The organism is Vibrio sp. Vb0667 (genome assembly GCF_033391095.1).
This window is the reverse complement of record NZ_JAWPOL010000034.1, coordinates 24,608-38,667: the sequence shown is the minus strand read 5'-3', so window position 1 is coordinate 38,667 and position 14,060 is coordinate 24,608. Positions and strand designations below refer to the sequence as shown.

Annotated in this window: 14 protein-coding genes; all 14 read left to right on the top strand. The window is 46.6% G+C overall.

Annotated features, from left to right (window positions below; genetic code table 11):
* Positions 1–9 precede the first annotated feature (9 nt).
* The gene (fliN, locus tag R8269_RS20590; protein WP_005380479.1) at positions 10–420 is read left to right on the top strand and encodes a flagellar motor switch protein FliN; all 411 of its coding nucleotides are present in this window, start codon (positions 10–12) and stop codon (positions 418–420) included.
* 1 nt (position 421) lies between these two features.
* The gene (fliO, locus tag R8269_RS20585) at positions 422–835 is read left to right on the top strand and encodes a flagellar biosynthetic protein FliO (protein ID WP_005380480.1); all 414 of its coding nucleotides are present in this window, start codon (positions 422–424) and stop codon (positions 833–835) included.
* A complete protein-coding gene (fliP, locus tag R8269_RS20580) occupies positions 822–1,691 on the top strand; it encodes a flagellar type III secretion system pore protein FliP (protein WP_005380487.1) in 870 nt (289 codons plus the stop codon). The genes fliO and fliP overlap by 14 nt, the downstream gene beginning before the upstream one ends.
* Positions 1,692–1,715: 24 nt before the next feature.
* Positions 1,716–1,985 carry a flagellar biosynthesis protein FliQ gene (fliQ, locus tag R8269_RS20575; RefSeq protein ID WP_005380488.1) on the top strand — a complete coding sequence of 90 codons (270 nt, stop codon included), beginning with the start codon at positions 1,716–1,718 and terminating at the stop codon, positions 1,983–1,985.
* An 8-nt stretch (positions 1,986–1,993) separates the two neighbouring features.
* The gene (gene fliR, locus R8269_RS20570) at positions 1,994–2,776 is read left to right on the top strand and encodes a flagellar biosynthetic protein FliR (RefSeq protein WP_005380489.1); all 783 of its coding nucleotides are present in this window, start codon (positions 1,994–1,996) and stop codon (positions 2,774–2,776) included.
* Between the two features lie 3 nt (positions 2,777–2,779).
* Positions 2,780–3,910 (top strand): flagellar biosynthesis protein FlhB, encoded by a 1,131-nt coding sequence (flhB, locus tag R8269_RS20565; RefSeq protein WP_005380490.1) that lies wholly within the window; start codon positions 2,780–2,782, stop codon positions 3,908–3,910.
* 210 nt (positions 3,911–4,120) lie between these two features.
* A complete protein-coding gene (gene flhA / locus R8269_RS20560; protein ID WP_025998722.1) occupies positions 4,121–6,220 on the top strand; it encodes a flagellar biosynthesis protein FlhA in 2,100 nt (699 codons plus the stop codon).
* Between the two features lie 28 nt (positions 6,221–6,248).
* Positions 6,249–7,766 carry a flagellar biosynthesis protein FlhF gene (flhF, locus tag R8269_RS20555; protein ID WP_005380497.1) on the top strand — a complete coding sequence of 506 codons (1,518 nt, stop codon included), beginning with the start codon at positions 6,249–6,251 and terminating at the stop codon, positions 7,764–7,766.
* Positions 7,767–7,780: 14 nt separating this feature from the next.
* Positions 7,781–8,668 (top strand): MinD/ParA family protein, encoded by an 888-nt coding sequence (locus tag R8269_RS20550; RefSeq protein WP_005380498.1) that lies wholly within the window; start codon positions 7,781–7,783, stop codon positions 8,666–8,668.
* Positions 8,661–9,395, top strand: coding sequence for an RNA polymerase sigma factor FliA (locus tag R8269_RS20545; protein ID WP_005380499.1), 735 nt, complete (start codon positions 8,661–8,663; stop codon positions 9,393–9,395). Before R8269_RS20550 ends, R8269_RS20545 begins: the two co-directional genes overlap by 8 nt.
* Before the next feature lie 45 nt (positions 9,396–9,440).
* Entirely contained in the window at positions 9,441–9,809 is a 369-nt protein-coding gene (gene cheY, locus R8269_RS20540) for a chemotaxis response regulator CheY (protein WP_017635949.1), read from the top strand.
* Positions 9,810–9,927: 118 nt separating this feature from the next.
* Positions 9,928–10,668, top strand: coding sequence for a protein phosphatase CheZ (locus R8269_RS20535; RefSeq protein ID WP_318222651.1), 741 nt, complete (start codon positions 9,928–9,930; stop codon positions 10,666–10,668).
* Between the two features lie 9 nt (positions 10,669–10,677).
* Positions 10,678–12,918, top strand: a complete 2,241-nt coding sequence (locus R8269_RS20530; RefSeq protein ID WP_005380503.1) for a chemotaxis protein CheA — start codon at positions 10,678–10,680, stop codon at positions 12,916–12,918.
* A gap of 29 nt (positions 12,919–12,947) precedes the next feature.
* Positions 12,948–14,060 carry a protein-glutamate methylesterase/protein-glutamine glutaminase gene (locus R8269_RS20525; protein WP_005380504.1) on the top strand — a complete coding sequence of 371 codons (1,113 nt, stop codon included), beginning with the start codon at positions 12,948–12,950 and terminating at the stop codon, positions 14,058–14,060.

Genomic DNA, 14,060 nt, shown 5'->3' with positions numbered 1-14,060 from the left:
GATAGAAAAATGGAACCAAGTGACGATCAAAAGCTAGCAGACGAATGGGCAGCCGCTCTTGGCGAAGACCCGTCTGCCCCTTCTGTAGACGTAGATGAAGTATTGGCTGCGCCACTGGAAGAGCTAAAAGACACTTCAAGCCCAATTAGCGAAGATGAGCGTCGTAAACTCGACACTATTATGGATATCCCGGTGACGATTTCGATGGAAGTCGGTCGTTCTCAAATTAGCATTCGGAACCTGTTGCAGCTTAACCAAGGTTCGGTTGTTGAGTTGGATCGTCTAGCCGGTGAGTCGCTCGACGTATTGGTTAACGGTACTTTGATTGCTCACGGCGAAGTCGTGGTCGTCAACGATAAGTTTGGTATCCGTTTGACGGATGTGATCAGCCAAACTGAACGAATTAAGAAGCTGCGTTAAGATGAGTCGTTCAATCAAAATGCGATTGAAGCAAATCACTGGAGCACTGAGCTTAATGCTAAGTGCTCCTTATGCATTTGCTGCCGCACCAAATAATCTGGATCTTGCGACGACACTTGGCTCGCTTGTGCTTGTAATCGGCGTGATTCTTTTGCTGGCTTGGTTGCTGAAACGTATGCAAGTGCCAGCGATGGGACAACAAAAGGGCTTGCGTATAGTGAGTCAGTTGCCAGTGGGTACAAAAGAAAGAATCGCAGTAGTTCAAGTGGGTGAAGAACAGTTTTTGGTTGGGATTACTAGCCAATCGATCCAAACTTTAGCCAAGTTAGATAAGCCACTGAAAGAGGAAGAGTTGGCGACCAATGCTTTTGCGACTCAATTTAGCCAGCTGATCAAAAAACATGACAAAGGGTAATCCAATTCGTTTGCTCCTGAGTACGTTGTTACTTTTTGTCGGCGTGCTGTTTTCTTCATTTACCTTTGCTGAAGCAGAGGAGTCAGCGCTGCCAGATAACTTAGCCGATGGAAGTAGTGTTACAGTTCAGGCTATGCAAAGTGATACTGGTGCTAGCCGTGCTATGTCCGTTTCTAGTGGCGGTGGTATTCCAGCATTCACCATGACCACGAACCCTGATGGCAGTGAAGACTACTCGGTTACACTACAAATTTTAGCGTTAATGACCATGCTTGGCTTCTTGCCTGCCATGGTGATTCTGATGACCTCGTTCACTCGAATTGTGGTGGTGATGTCGATATTGCGTCAGGCAATGGGTTTGCAACAAACGCCTTCTAATCAGGTTATTATTGGTATTGCGCTGTTTTTGACCTTTTTTGTTATGTCTCCTGTCCTGAACGAAATCAACGACAAAGCTGTTCAGCCTTATTTGAACGAGCAAGTCACGGCGCGAGAAGCGTTTGATGCTGCACAAGCGCCAATGAAAGCATTTATGCTTAAGCAGACCCGAATCAAAGACTTGGAGACGTTCGTAACCATGTCAGGAGAGCAAGTCGAGAATCCAGAAGATGTGTCGATGGCGGTGTTGATTCCGGCTTTTATCACCTCAGAGCTAAAAACTGCATTCCAAATTGGCTTTATGCTCTTCTTGCCGTTTTTGATTATTGACCTTGTAGTCGCTTCGGTACTGATGGCAATGGGTATGATGATGTTGTCACCAATGATTGTTTCGTTGCCGTTCAAGTTGATGTTGTTCGTATTGGTCGATGGTTGGAACTTGATACTCTCGACACTTGCGGGCAGCTTTGCCCTTTAGATAAGCGCAGATAGAGGATAAGACATGACACCAGAAATGTTTGTCGAGCTTTTCCGTGAAGCACTTTGGATGGTGCTTATCATGGTCTGCGCTATTATCATCCCAAGCTTGCTTATCGGCCTTGTAGTCGCGATTTTTCAAGCTGCGACATCCATCAACGAACAAACATTGAGCTTCTTACCGCGTTTGATTGTCACGCTTTTGGCCCTGATGCTGTTTGGGCATTGGATGACGCAAATGTTGATGGAATATTTCTATGGCTTGATTGAACGCTTACCTCAGGTGCTTTATTAGAGGCGCCTATGGAGTACCCCACTAGCGTTGTCTTAGATTGGATCGCAAACTACTTCTGGCCCTATGTTCGTATCTCATCCATGTTGATGGTGATGACAGTAACCGGGGCCCGATTTGTTTCGCCAAGAATCCGCCTTTACCTCGGTTTAGCCATCACTTTCGCTGTCATGCCAGCCATCCCCGCCGTACCTCAAGACATTGAGCTACTCTCGTTTCGTGGCTTCATGACCATTGCCGAGCAAATAATCATCGGCATAGCGATGGGTATGGTTACTCAATTTATGATTCAAACCTTTGTCCTACTTGGTCAAATATTGGGTATGCAATCAAGTTTGGGCTTTGCTTCTATGGTTGATCCCGCAAATGGTCAGAACACGCCATTGCTTGGCCAGTTATTCATGTTCTTAACGACAATGTTTTTCCTTGCCACCGATGGACACTTAAAAATGCTGCAATTGGTGGTGTTCAGTTTTAAAACTTTGCCGATTGGCTCCGGCTCGCTCAACGCGGTTGATTTCCGTGAAATGGCAGGCTGGCTTGGTATTATGTTCCAAACGGCACTGAGTATGTCTCTATCTGGCATTATTGCGCTACTGACCATTAACTTGTCGTTTGGTGTAATGACCCGTGCCGCACCACAGCTGAATATCTTCTCGCTTGGTTTTGCTTTTGCTTTGATGGTGGGTCTATTACTTTGTTGGTACATACTGGCTGGTCTATACAGTCATTATGAAATGTTCTGGACAGTGGGTGAGGCGCAGATTTGTCGGCTTATTCGCTTGGAGTGCTAAGATTTGGCAGAATCAGACGGTCAGGAACGCACCGAAGAAGCCACGCCCCGACGGTTACAACAAGCCAGAGAAAAGGGGCAGGTCGCTCGATCTAAAGAGCTTGCATCAGCATCTGTGCTGATCGTTGGCGCCATTTCATTGATGTGGTTTGGCGAGGCGTTAGCACGTTCATTGTTTTCCATCATGAGCCGTTTATTTGATCTTCAACGAGAAGAGATTTTCGATACTGCAAAACTGTTTGATATCGCTTTGGGCGCGATGAGTGATTTGTTGTTCCCACTATTTTTGGTGTTAGCGACATTGTTTACCGCCGCCATGATTGGAGCAGCAGGTGTGGGAGGAATCAGTTTTTCTGCCCAAGCGGCCATGCCCAAGCTGTCGAAAATGAATCCGCTTAGCGGCTTAAAGCGAATGGTTGGAATGCAAAGCTGGGTAGAGTTGATCAAATCAATCCTTAAAGTGGTTCTGGTCACTGGTGTCGCCATCTATTTGATCCAAGCATCACAGGCCGATCTGATTCAATTGAGCATGGATGTGTATCCGCAAAACATCTTCCATGCTTTAGATATTTTGCTGAACTTTATTTTGCTGATCAGTTGCTCGCTATTGATTGTGGTTGCCATCGATATTCCATTTCAAATTTGGCAGCACGCCGATCAGTTAAAAATGACCAAGCAAGAAGTCAAAGACGAATACAAAGAGACTGAAGGTAAGCCGGAAGTGAAAGGCCGTATTCGTATGTTGCAAAGGGAAGCGGCTCAACGTCGAATGATGGCGGACGTTCCTCAAGCTGATGTTATTGTTACTAACCCAGAGCACTTCTCGGTAGCGCTTCGTTATAAACAGAAGACAGACCGTGCGCCAGTCGTGATCGCTAAAGGTACTGACCACATGGCGATGAAGATTCGAGAAGTCGCCCGCGAACATGACATTACGATTGTGCCCGCACCACCTTTGGCTCGTGCGTTGTACCACACGACAGAGCTCGAGCAAGAGATCCCCGATGGGTTATTTACTGCCGTCGCTCAGGTTTTGGCATTTGTATTCCAATTGAAGCAATACCGAAAACGAGGTGGACAGCGCCCGAAAATTCAAGATTATGATTTGCCAATCCCGCCCGAGCACCGTCATTGATACGAAAAGCGGTAAAGCCTTAAAAAAGCTCGTTTGATCAAAAGCTAAGCTCTATTTGAGTGTTTAGTCATTATTTTGGCGCTAATTATGGTACATAGATTGCTTAAAACGCTTTAATTATCAACCCTACCTAAACTTTTAGGCTAAAGCGGTCGCGTATTAATAGTAAGAGCTTACGTGACGCTTCAATCGATTGAGATCTCTCGCAGTATGAAGTTAAGCCTGCCGTTTGCAGATAAATTGCCACGAATCCCTCAACGTGAAATGCCAGCTATTGGTGCTCCGGTGATGGTTTTGGCCACCCTAGCGATGGTGGTACTGCCGATTCCAGCATTTTTGCTGGATATGTTCTTCACCTTTAACATCGCGCTGTCGATGGTGGTGTTGTTAGTGACCGTTTACACACGTCGCCCTTTGGACTTCGCTGCTTTTCCAACGGTATTGCTGATCGCCACGTTGCTCCGCTTGGCTTTGAACGTTGCCTCGACTCGTGTCGTCTTACTGCATGGTCATGAAGGCGGTAATGCGGCAGGTAACGTAATTGAGGCGTTCGGTAACGTCGTTATTGGTGGTAACTACGCGGTCGGCCTAGTGGTTTTCCTCATCTTAATGATCATCAACTTTATGGTGGTGACCAAAGGTGCGGGTCGTATCTCTGAGGTAAGTGCTCGCTTTACGCTTGATGCGTTGCCGGGTAAGCAAATGGCGATTGATGCCGACTTGAATGCCGGATTGATAGACCAAGAGCAGGCAAGAGTTCGTCGTTTTGAAGTGACCAAAGAAGCGGATTTCTATGGCTCGATGGATGGTGCCTCGAAGTTCGTAAAAGGTGACGCGATTGCCGGTATTTTGATTCTGTTTATCAACATCGTCGGCGGTCTGTCGATCGGTATGGCGCAGTATGGATTGGGTTTCGGTGAAGCGATTGAAATCTATACCTTACTGACAATCGGTGATGGTTTGGTCGCACAAATCCCATCGCTATTGCTGTCGATTGCAGCGGCAATGATGGTGACGCGCCAAAACACCGATGAAGACATGGGGGAACAACTGGTCTTCCAGATGTTCGACAACCCAAAAGCGCTGATGATTACTGCGGCTATTCTTGGTGTGATGGGCATCGTACCGGGCATGCCACACTTTGCGTTTTTGAGCCTGGCAGTCGCGGCCGGTGCAGCGGCATATTTCATCGACAAACGGCAGAAGCAGAAAGCGAAAGAGCCCGCTTTACCAGCAACAGCAGACGAAGGTACAGAACCTTCCTCACAGCGCGAACTGTCTTGGGATGACGTCCAGCCAGTCGATATTATTGGCTTGGAAGTCGGTTATCGCTTAATCCCTTTGGTGGACAGAGACCAAGGTGGGGAACTGCTAGAGCGCGTAAAAGGCGTGCGTAAAAAGTTATCGCAAGATTTTGGGTTCCTAATTCCAGCGGTTCATATTCGTGACAATCTTGAGCTGACCCCAAACAGTTACCGAATTACATTGATGGGGGTTGCGGTGGGCGAAGCAGAGATTCGTCCGGATCAAGAGCTAGCGATTAACCCAGGTCAGGTGTATGGCATGATTGATGGTGAGCCAACCATTGACCCTGCTTTTGGACTGGAAGCCGTATGGATCCGAGAAGATCAGCGTGAGCACGCGCAGGCTCTGGGTTATACGGTTGTTGATTCATCAACGGTATTAGCGACGCACCTAAGCCAGCTATTGACCAACAACGCATCACAGCTAATTGGTCATGAAGAAGTAGAGAATTTATTAGAAATGTTGGGACGCAGCGCGCCTAAGTTAGTCGAGAACTTTGTTCCTGACCAATTACCATTAGGTGTGGTGGTGAAAGTCCTACAAAACTTGTTAAACGAGGCCATTCCAATCCGCGATATTCGCACGATTGTTCAAACTTTGGCTGAGTACTCAAGTAAGAGTCAAGAAGCTGACATATTGACGGCAGCAGTTCGAATTAGTCTTAAACGTCTAATTGTTCAAGAAATCAATGGTATAGAGCCTGAGTTACCAGTGATTACTTTGATACCTGAACTGGAACAAATATTGCATCAAACTATGCAAGCATCAGGAGGCGAATCCGCGGGGATTGAACCGGGACTCGCTGAGCGATTGCAGTCTTCACTAAGCCAAGCGACACAGGAACAAGAACTGAAAGGCGAACCTGCCGTTCTGCTTACTTCTGGTGTATTACGCTCGACGTTGGCGAAATTTGTGAAGAACACAATACCTAATCTCCGGGTACTGTCTTACCAAGAAATCCCGGATGAAAAACAGATCAGAATTGTGCAAGCCGTGGGTAACTGATCTCACGCATCATTAATGGATTCATAGTTTGAAAATAAAGCGATTTTTTGCCAAAGACATGAGAACGGCGCTGCTCCAAGTGAAAGAGGACTTAGGCGCGGAAGCGGTGATCATGTCAAACAAGAAAGTGGCTGGTGGAGTAGCGATTGTTGCGGCGATAGATAGTGAATCTAATCCGTCTCAAGCAAGCGCAGCGTCACAGCAAAATCGCGGTGCTTCTCAATCGAATCGCTATAACGAACATCGTCAAATGTCATCGTCTTCTGCTGATCGTTACCAAGATCGTCATTTAGATGAAGATAAAATTAGCCTGAACAGTAATAACAGTAACAATGAAAAAACAGGCTCAATGACGCAGCGATTCGCTAATATGCTTAAGCAATATAGCGGTGGTGCAGCAGATGCTGACGATCACGTAGCAGAAAATGAAGATTCGCTCTCTGCTTTGCTGCAACGCCAAAATAAGCATCGCGACTGCTACAACCAAGAAAAGCCAGCGCCATATCAACCAGATTCACCTTTGGCGAAGCTAATCGCACAGGACAATCGATTTGAACGTCCGACGCCCAAGCTGGACCCGACGCGATATGACCGACGTCGCCCAAGTGATGAGCGTGACGAATCGGCCGATGAGCTAGAAAGCATGCGCGAAGAGATGACGTCAATTCGTCGTCTGTTGGAGCACCAAGTTTCTGGCCTGATGTGGCAAGAAGTAGAACGCCGTGAGCCGCTAAGAGCAATGCTGATTAAGCGCTTAGAGCGAATGGGCGTTTCTCCGGAGTTAGCAGACCAGATGGCCTGTTATATCCCGGAAGATACAAAGCCAGCGCGAGCGTGGAAAGCGTTATTGTCGCTGGTGGCGGATCAAATCAATATTCCTAAACAGGACATTTTAAAACGTGGTGGCGTAGTCGCATTGTTGGGTCCGACGGGGGTTGGGAAAACAACAACCGTAGCGAAACTCGCAGCACGCGCAGCCATGGAATACGGTGCCGACAATGTGGCCCTTGTGACAACAGATACATATCGCATAGGTGCACATGAGCAACTCTCAATTTACGGAAGAATCATGGGTTGTCCCGTAAGAGTTGCTAAAGATTCTAACGAGTTAGCCGATGTTATATATCAGCTAAGAAACAGAAGACTGATTTTGGTCGATACGGCAGGGATGGGGCAACGAGATGTGAGGCTTTCCGAGCAGCTCGACACTCTAATGCAAGAGAGCGGAGAAGTGATTCACAGCTACCTTGTTTTGCCGGCTACCGCACAACGTCGTGTTCTACAAGAAACGCTGGATCACTTCCGACGTATACCACTTTCGGGTTGTATTATGACGAAGCTTGATGAGTCATTAAGCCTAGGCGAATTCATCAGTGTAGTGATTCAAAACGCAATGCCAGTAGCTTACATCGCTAATGGTCAGCGCGTACCAGAAGACATTGTGATAGCGCAACCAAAATATATGCTTGCGAAAGCAAATGAACTGTTAGAGAAGTCGACAGAGAACGAACCTCACTTTTGGAACAGTGACAGTGAAGGACTCTAAGGCGGCGGACTACTATGACTGAGAATATGATACACGATCAAGCAAGCGGCCTCCGTCGCTTAACACAACCATCGTTGACCAAAGTGATTGCTGTTACTGGCGGCAAAGGTGGTGTGGGGAAATCAAACGTAACACTGGGTCTGGCGATTTGTATGGCTCGCCAAGGCAAGAAGGTGATGGTTCTCGACGCTGATTTAGGTCTGGCCAATGTGGACGTGATGCTCGGAATTCGTGCAAAACGTAATCTAGGACATGTCTTAGCGGGTGAATGTGAGCTAAAAGATGCGATTGTCGAAGGGCCTTATGGTATAAAGATAATTCCTGCAACTTCTGGCACACAGAGCATGACAGAGCTTTCTCACGCTCAGCATGCTGGACTCATTCGAGCATTTGGTAGTCTTGAAGACGAAATGGATGTCCTGCTGATTGATACCGCTGCTGGTATCTCTGACATGGTAATCAGTTTTTCGCGAGCAGCTCAAGATGTGGTTGTAGTTGTGTGTGATGAACCGACGTCAATCACAGATGCCTATGCATTAATCAAGCTGTTGAGTAAAGAACACCAAGTTCAACGCTTTAAAGTTGTAGCAAATATGGTCAGAAGCTACCGTGAAGGGCGAGAATTGTTTGCAAAGTTGACACTAGTCACAGAGCGATTCTTGAATGTTAGCCTTGAACTCGTAGCATGTATTCCATTAGATGATAAAGTACGACAGGCTGTAAAAAGACAAAAAATTGTCGTTGATGCGTTCCCACGCTCGCCTGCTGCTTTAGCTATCAGCTCACTAGCAAACAAAGCGTTGACGTGGCCACTACCGAAAACACCAAGTGGACACTTGGAATTTTTTGTGGAAAGGTTGCTAAATCGTACCGAATTCGCAGAGGACCCTTTTGGTGAATAAAGCGATAACCTATGACCAACATGGCAAATTTAATAGCCAGCAGGCGTTCATTGAACGTTATTCAGTGTTGGTTAAGCGCATTGCTCACCACCTACTAGGCCGTTTACCGCCGAGTGTTCAGGTAGAGGATTTAATTCAGGCCGGCATGATCGGTCTTATCGAAGCTCAGCAGAATTATGATGGTTCTAAAGGTGCGAGCTTTGAAACTTATGCAGGTATCCGTATTCGTGGCGCAATGTTAGATGACATGCGTAAAGGCGATTGGGTACCGCGTTCTGTTCATAAAAATAATCGAGAGATTAACCAAGCGATTGCGGAGCTGGAAGGCGAATTAAATCGAGATCCTACTGATTCTGAAGTAGCCACGCATCTCGGTATGACACTGGATCAATATCATAGTGCTCTTACCGATATCAACTGCTCAAAATTAGTCGGTATTGAAGATTTAGGCGTTTCTGATGATGTGATTTCACCGGCGGATGAAACCGATGACAGCAACCCATTCAAAGGGGTAGTTGATGAATCATTTCGAAAAGCACTGGTTGAATCAATAAAACAGCTTCCAGAGCGTGAAGCTTTGGTTCTTTCGCTTTATTATGATGAAGAACTCAATTTGAAAGAAATTGGCGATGTGTTAGGCGTAAGCGAATCTCGCGTAAGTCAAATACTGAGTCAAGCGATGCAACGTTTACGTACCAAGCTCAGTGCGTGGACACAAAATGACTAAAAACACTGATTTTACGATTCAGTGGAGGCAATTTTGAATAAAAACATGAAGATCCTTATTGTTGATGATTTCTCAACAATGCGCCGTATTGTTAAAAACCTGCTTCGTGACTTGGGTTTCAATAACACTCAAGAAGCGGACGATGGTTTAACCGCATTACCAATGCTGAAAAAAGGTGACTTCGATTTTGTTGTAACTGACTGGAACATGCCAGGTATGCAAGGCATCGATTTGCTTAAACACATCCGCGCGGATGCAGAACTTAAGCATCTGCCAGTTCTAATGATCACGGCTGAAGCGAAGCGTGAGCAGATCATTGAAGCTGCTCAAGCAGGTGTAAACGGCTACATTGTTAAGCCATTTACTGCTGCAACATTAAAAGAAAAATTAGATAAAATTTTCGAGCGTTTATAACTCTCTCTTTCTCTTTGTTATTCGAGTCATTCATACCAATTATTAAATACCTATTAAATGACTCGTTTAGCGTTTTCAAAGCGATAAGAAGAACTAAACGTAAAAGGGTCTATTCAGAATGATCTCACTAGAGCAGGCGAAGTCACTCGTTCAAATGCTAGAAAACGGGGAACAAGACCAAGCCAATATGCTTGTTGCCTCGATCTACGAAGGTGCCGATAACCCAATGCTGCAAGAAATTGGAGCGTTAACTCGAGACCTTCACGAATCACTCAAGCAGTTCAGTCTCGATCAGCGCATGACCGAAATTGCGCAAGACGAAATCCCTAACGCTAGGGATCGTCTCAATTATGTGATCGAGAAGACAGAGCTTGCAGCCAACAAAACAATGGATGCGGTCGACTGCTGCCTTCCTATCGCTGACAACCTGCATGATTGCCTTCTAAAAGTTCGTCCTCAATGGAATGAACTCATGCACGGGCGCATAGAATTAAGCGAATTTAAAGCACTGTGCCACCGAATCGACGGGCTATTAGTGCAAGTCGAAGGGGACAGCACTGAATTGCGCGGCCAGTTGACCGAAATTCTCATGGCGCAAGACTTCCAAGACCTAACTGGCCAAATCATTCGCCGCGTAATTACGTTGGTTAATGAAGTTGAAGGCCGCTTAGTGGAAATCCTAACCGTATTCTCTGGAAATAAACTTGAAGAACATATTCAAGTTTTGTCAGAACCGGCAGATAAAAAGAATACACAAACAAGCGAAGCCGAAGGCCCGATTCTTCATCCAGAACTGAGAGAAGATGCGGTTTCATCGCAGGACGAAGTCGATGACTTGTTGTCCAGTCTTGGATTTTAAAGGTAACGTATGAGCTACGATTTAGACGAAGATATTCTTCAGGACTTTCTCATTGAGGCTGGGGAAATTCTCGAGCTGCTTTCTGAGCAGTTGGTTGAATTAGAAAATAACCCAGAAGACAAAGACTTACTTAATGCTATTTTCCGCGGGTTTCATACCGTAAAAGGCGGTGCCGGCTTCCTTTCATTGGCAGAGCTAGTCGATACTTGTCATGGTGCGGAGAACGTGTTCGACGTTTTACGAAACGGTCAACGCACGGTAACGCAAAACTTAATGGATACGATGCTAAAAGCCTTGGATACGGTTAATACCCAGTTCCAGGCTGTTCAAGATCGTGAGCCGTTAGAAGCTGCGGACCCTGAGCTTCTTGAAGAACTTCATCGTCTATGCAAACCTGAGTCAGAAGATGAAGTAGCGGCAACCGTAGTTGAAGAACCAGTGGCTACTCCAGAGCCTATTATTCCCGAGCCTATCATCGAAGAACCTGCTGCGCCGTCAGCACCATCAAGTGTCGGCTCTGTTGATGAAATTACCCAAGACGAATTCGAAAAGCTACTGGATGAGCTTCATGGTAAAGGTTCAGCGCCAGGCACCTCAATGTCTGCGACACCTACAACGCCATCTGAACCGCCTCAATCGAGTGCACCATCAGTTGAAAGTGGTGATATCACTGATGATGAGTTTGAACGTTTACTCGATGAACTGCACGGTGTAGGAAAAAGCCCTTCTACGGCAGAGGCTGCTGCATCTGCATCCGTACCAGTAGAGCCACCTAAAGCGGCAGAGCCTTCCGCTCCAGTGTCATCTTCATCAAATCAAGACAGTGACTTAATGACGGACGAAGAGTTCGAAAAGTTACTCGATGAGCTACATGGTTCAGGTAAAGGTCCAACGCTAGAAGAATTGGATATGGCAACGAAGCCAGCGTCAGCAAACGTAGAGCAAAGCCCTGCGAAACCTGAGCCTGTTGCTAAGCCAGCACCCGTTCAAGCAGCGCCAGCACCAAAGCCAGAATCTAAACCAGTCGCGGTAAAAGAAGAAGCTAAAGCACCAGCGGTTAAAAAACCTCAGGCTGAAGCAACCGTTCGTGTTGATACCTCGACACTTGATACCATCATGAACATGGTGGGTGAGCTCGTATTGGTTCGAAACCGCCTATTAAGCCTTGGTTTGAATAGCGACAACGAAGAGATGTCCAAAGCGGTCGCTAACCTTGACGTGGTAACTGCGGATCTACAAGGCGCGGTAATGAAAACGCGTATGCAGCCAATTAAGAAAGTGTTTGGCCGCTTCCCACGCGTTGTTCGTGACTTGGCTCGTAACTTAAATAAAGACATCGTGCTAGAAATGCGCGGTGAAGAAACCGACCTCGATAAAAACCTTGTAGAAGCATTGGCCGATCCGTTGATTCACTTGGTGCGTAACTCAGTTGATCACGGTATTGAAATGCCAGACGCACGCGCGAAGGCAGGCAAATCACGCACAGGTAAAGTGATTTTGTCAGCATCGCAAGAAGGGGACCATATTGAACTATCCATCGTAGATGATGGTGGCGGTATGGACCCGAACAAACTTCGTGGCATCGCGGTGAAGCGTGGCATGATGGATGAAGATGCGGCGGCGCGTTTAACAGACAAAGAGTGCTTCAACCTTATCTTCGCACCTGGTTTCTCAAGTAAAGATAAAATTTCTGACATCTCTGGTCGTGGTGTGGGTATGGACGTGGTTAAGACGGCGATCAATACCTTAAACGGTTCAATCGATATCGATTCTGAGCTAGGCAAGGGCACTAAGATTACGATCAAAGTACCACTAACGTTAGCGATTTTACCGACTCTGATGGTTGGTGTTGGCGGTCATCCGTTTGCTCTACCACTGGCTTCGGTGAGTGAAATTTTCCACTTAGATCTTAGCCGTACAAACGTGGTAGATGGTCAGCTGACGATCATTGTGCGAGAGAAATCTATCCCACTATTTTACTTACAAAACTGGTTAGCATCTAAATCGCAAAACGTCCAAGAGCGTACAGGTCACGGTCACGTGGTGATTGTACAGATTGGTAACCAACGCGTTGGTTTTGTTGTGGATACGCTTATTGGTCAAGAAGAAGTGGTTATTAAGCCTCTCGATAATCTATTACAGGGCACTCCAGGTATGGCTGGTGCGACAATTACTAGCGATGGCCATATTGCATTAATTCTAGATGTGCCTGATTTACTTAAGCGATATGCTGCGGCTTCACGCCTTTAAGCAAAGCTGACGTTATTAAAAGGAATAAGATGGCGATTAAAGTACTAGTCGTTGATGATTCGAGTTTTTTCCGACGTCGCGTGAGCGAAATCATCAACTCAGAATCGCGCCTAGAAGTGATTGACGTTGCGGTAAATGGTAGAGAGGCGGTTGAGAAAGCCAAATCCCTCAAACCTGACGTCATCACGATGGATATTGAAATGCCAGTTATGGATGGCATTACAGCTGTACGTGAAATAATGGCCGCTGCTCCAACGCCAATTCTAATGTTTTCGTCCCTGACCCACGACGGGGCGAAAGCTACGCTTGATGCGCTAGATGCAGGCGCATTGGACTTCTTACCGAAAAAGTTTGAGGACATTGCGCGTAACCGTGAAGAAGCTGTGTCATTACTTCAACAGCGTGTGATTCAGATTGCCTCGAAGCGCGCTTTCATGCGTCGACCTATCGCTCGCCCAACAGCGAGTACCAGCACGACTACTCGATCATTAGGTTCAAGAACGGCTTCACCTGTGACTCCAACACCAACTCGACCTGCTGCGACAAAGTACCGTGCTTCTGGTAAGAAGTATCAACTGACGGCAATTGGCACATCAACAGGTGGCCCCGTTGCTCTACAAAAAATTCTGACGCGCTTGCCGATGAACTATCCGCATCCGATTGTATTGATTCAACACATGCCAGCAACGTTTACTGCTGCGTTTGCCAGTCGTTTGAACACCTTGTGTAAGATTCAAGTGAAAGAAGCACAAGATGGCGATGTGTTACAGCCCGGTGTGGCATACCTTGCACCAGGTGGGAAACAAATGATGGTAGATGGACGAGCGGGCGCTGCTCGTCTTCGCATTATTGATGGCGGCGACCGCATGAACTACAAACCATGTGTGGATGTGACTTTTGGTTCTGCCGCAAAAGTATATGGCGACAAAGTGCTCTCTTTAGTGTTGACAGGCATGGGTGCAGACGGTCGTGAGGGCGCTCGCATGTTGAAGTCTTCAGGCTCAACTATTTGGGCACAAGATGAAGAAAGTTGTGTTGTTTATGGCATGCCCCAAGCGGTTGCTAAAGCAGGCATTTCTTCAGAAGATTTACCGCTTGACCGCATTGCTGAACGCATGTTGGTGGAAGTTGGCCTAGCTTAG

Excerpts from the sequence above, each read along its gene's own strand:
- R8269_RS20530 (WP_005380503.1), top strand. The coding sequence starts at position 10,678 with ATGAGCTACGATTTAGACGAAGATATTCTTCAGGACTTTCTCATTGAG.
- R8269_RS20535 (WP_318222651.1), top strand. The coding sequence starts at position 9,928 with ATGATCTCACTAGAGCAGGCGAAGTCACTCGTTCAAATGCTAGAAAAC.
- fliN (WP_005380479.1), top strand. The coding sequence starts at position 10 with ATGGAACCAAGTGACGATCAAAAGCTAGCAGACGAATGGGCAGCCGCT.
- fliR (WP_005380489.1), top strand. The coding sequence starts at position 1,994 with ATGGAGTACCCCACTAGCGTTGTCTTAGATTGGATCGCAAACTACTTC.
- R8269_RS20525 (WP_005380504.1), top strand. The coding sequence starts at position 12,948 with ATGGCGATTAAAGTACTAGTCGTTGATGATTCGAGTTTTTTCCGACGT.
- fliO (WP_005380480.1), top strand. The coding sequence starts at position 422 with ATGAGTCGTTCAATCAAAATGCGATTGAAGCAAATCACTGGAGCACTG.
- cheY (WP_017635949.1), top strand. The coding sequence starts at position 9,441 with ATGAAGATCCTTATTGTTGATGATTTCTCAACAATGCGCCGTATTGTT.
- fliP (WP_005380487.1), top strand. The coding sequence starts at position 822 with ATGACAAAGGGTAATCCAATTCGTTTGCTCCTGAGTACGTTGTTACTT.
- flhA (WP_025998722.1), top strand. The coding sequence starts at position 4,121 with ATGAAGTTAAGCCTGCCGTTTGCAGATAAATTGCCACGAATCCCTCAA.
- fliQ (WP_005380488.1), top strand. The coding sequence starts at position 1,716 with ATGACACCAGAAATGTTTGTCGAGCTTTTCCGTGAAGCACTTTGGATG.
- R8269_RS20550 (WP_005380498.1), top strand. The coding sequence starts at position 7,781 with ATGACTGAGAATATGATACACGATCAAGCAAGCGGCCTCCGTCGCTTA.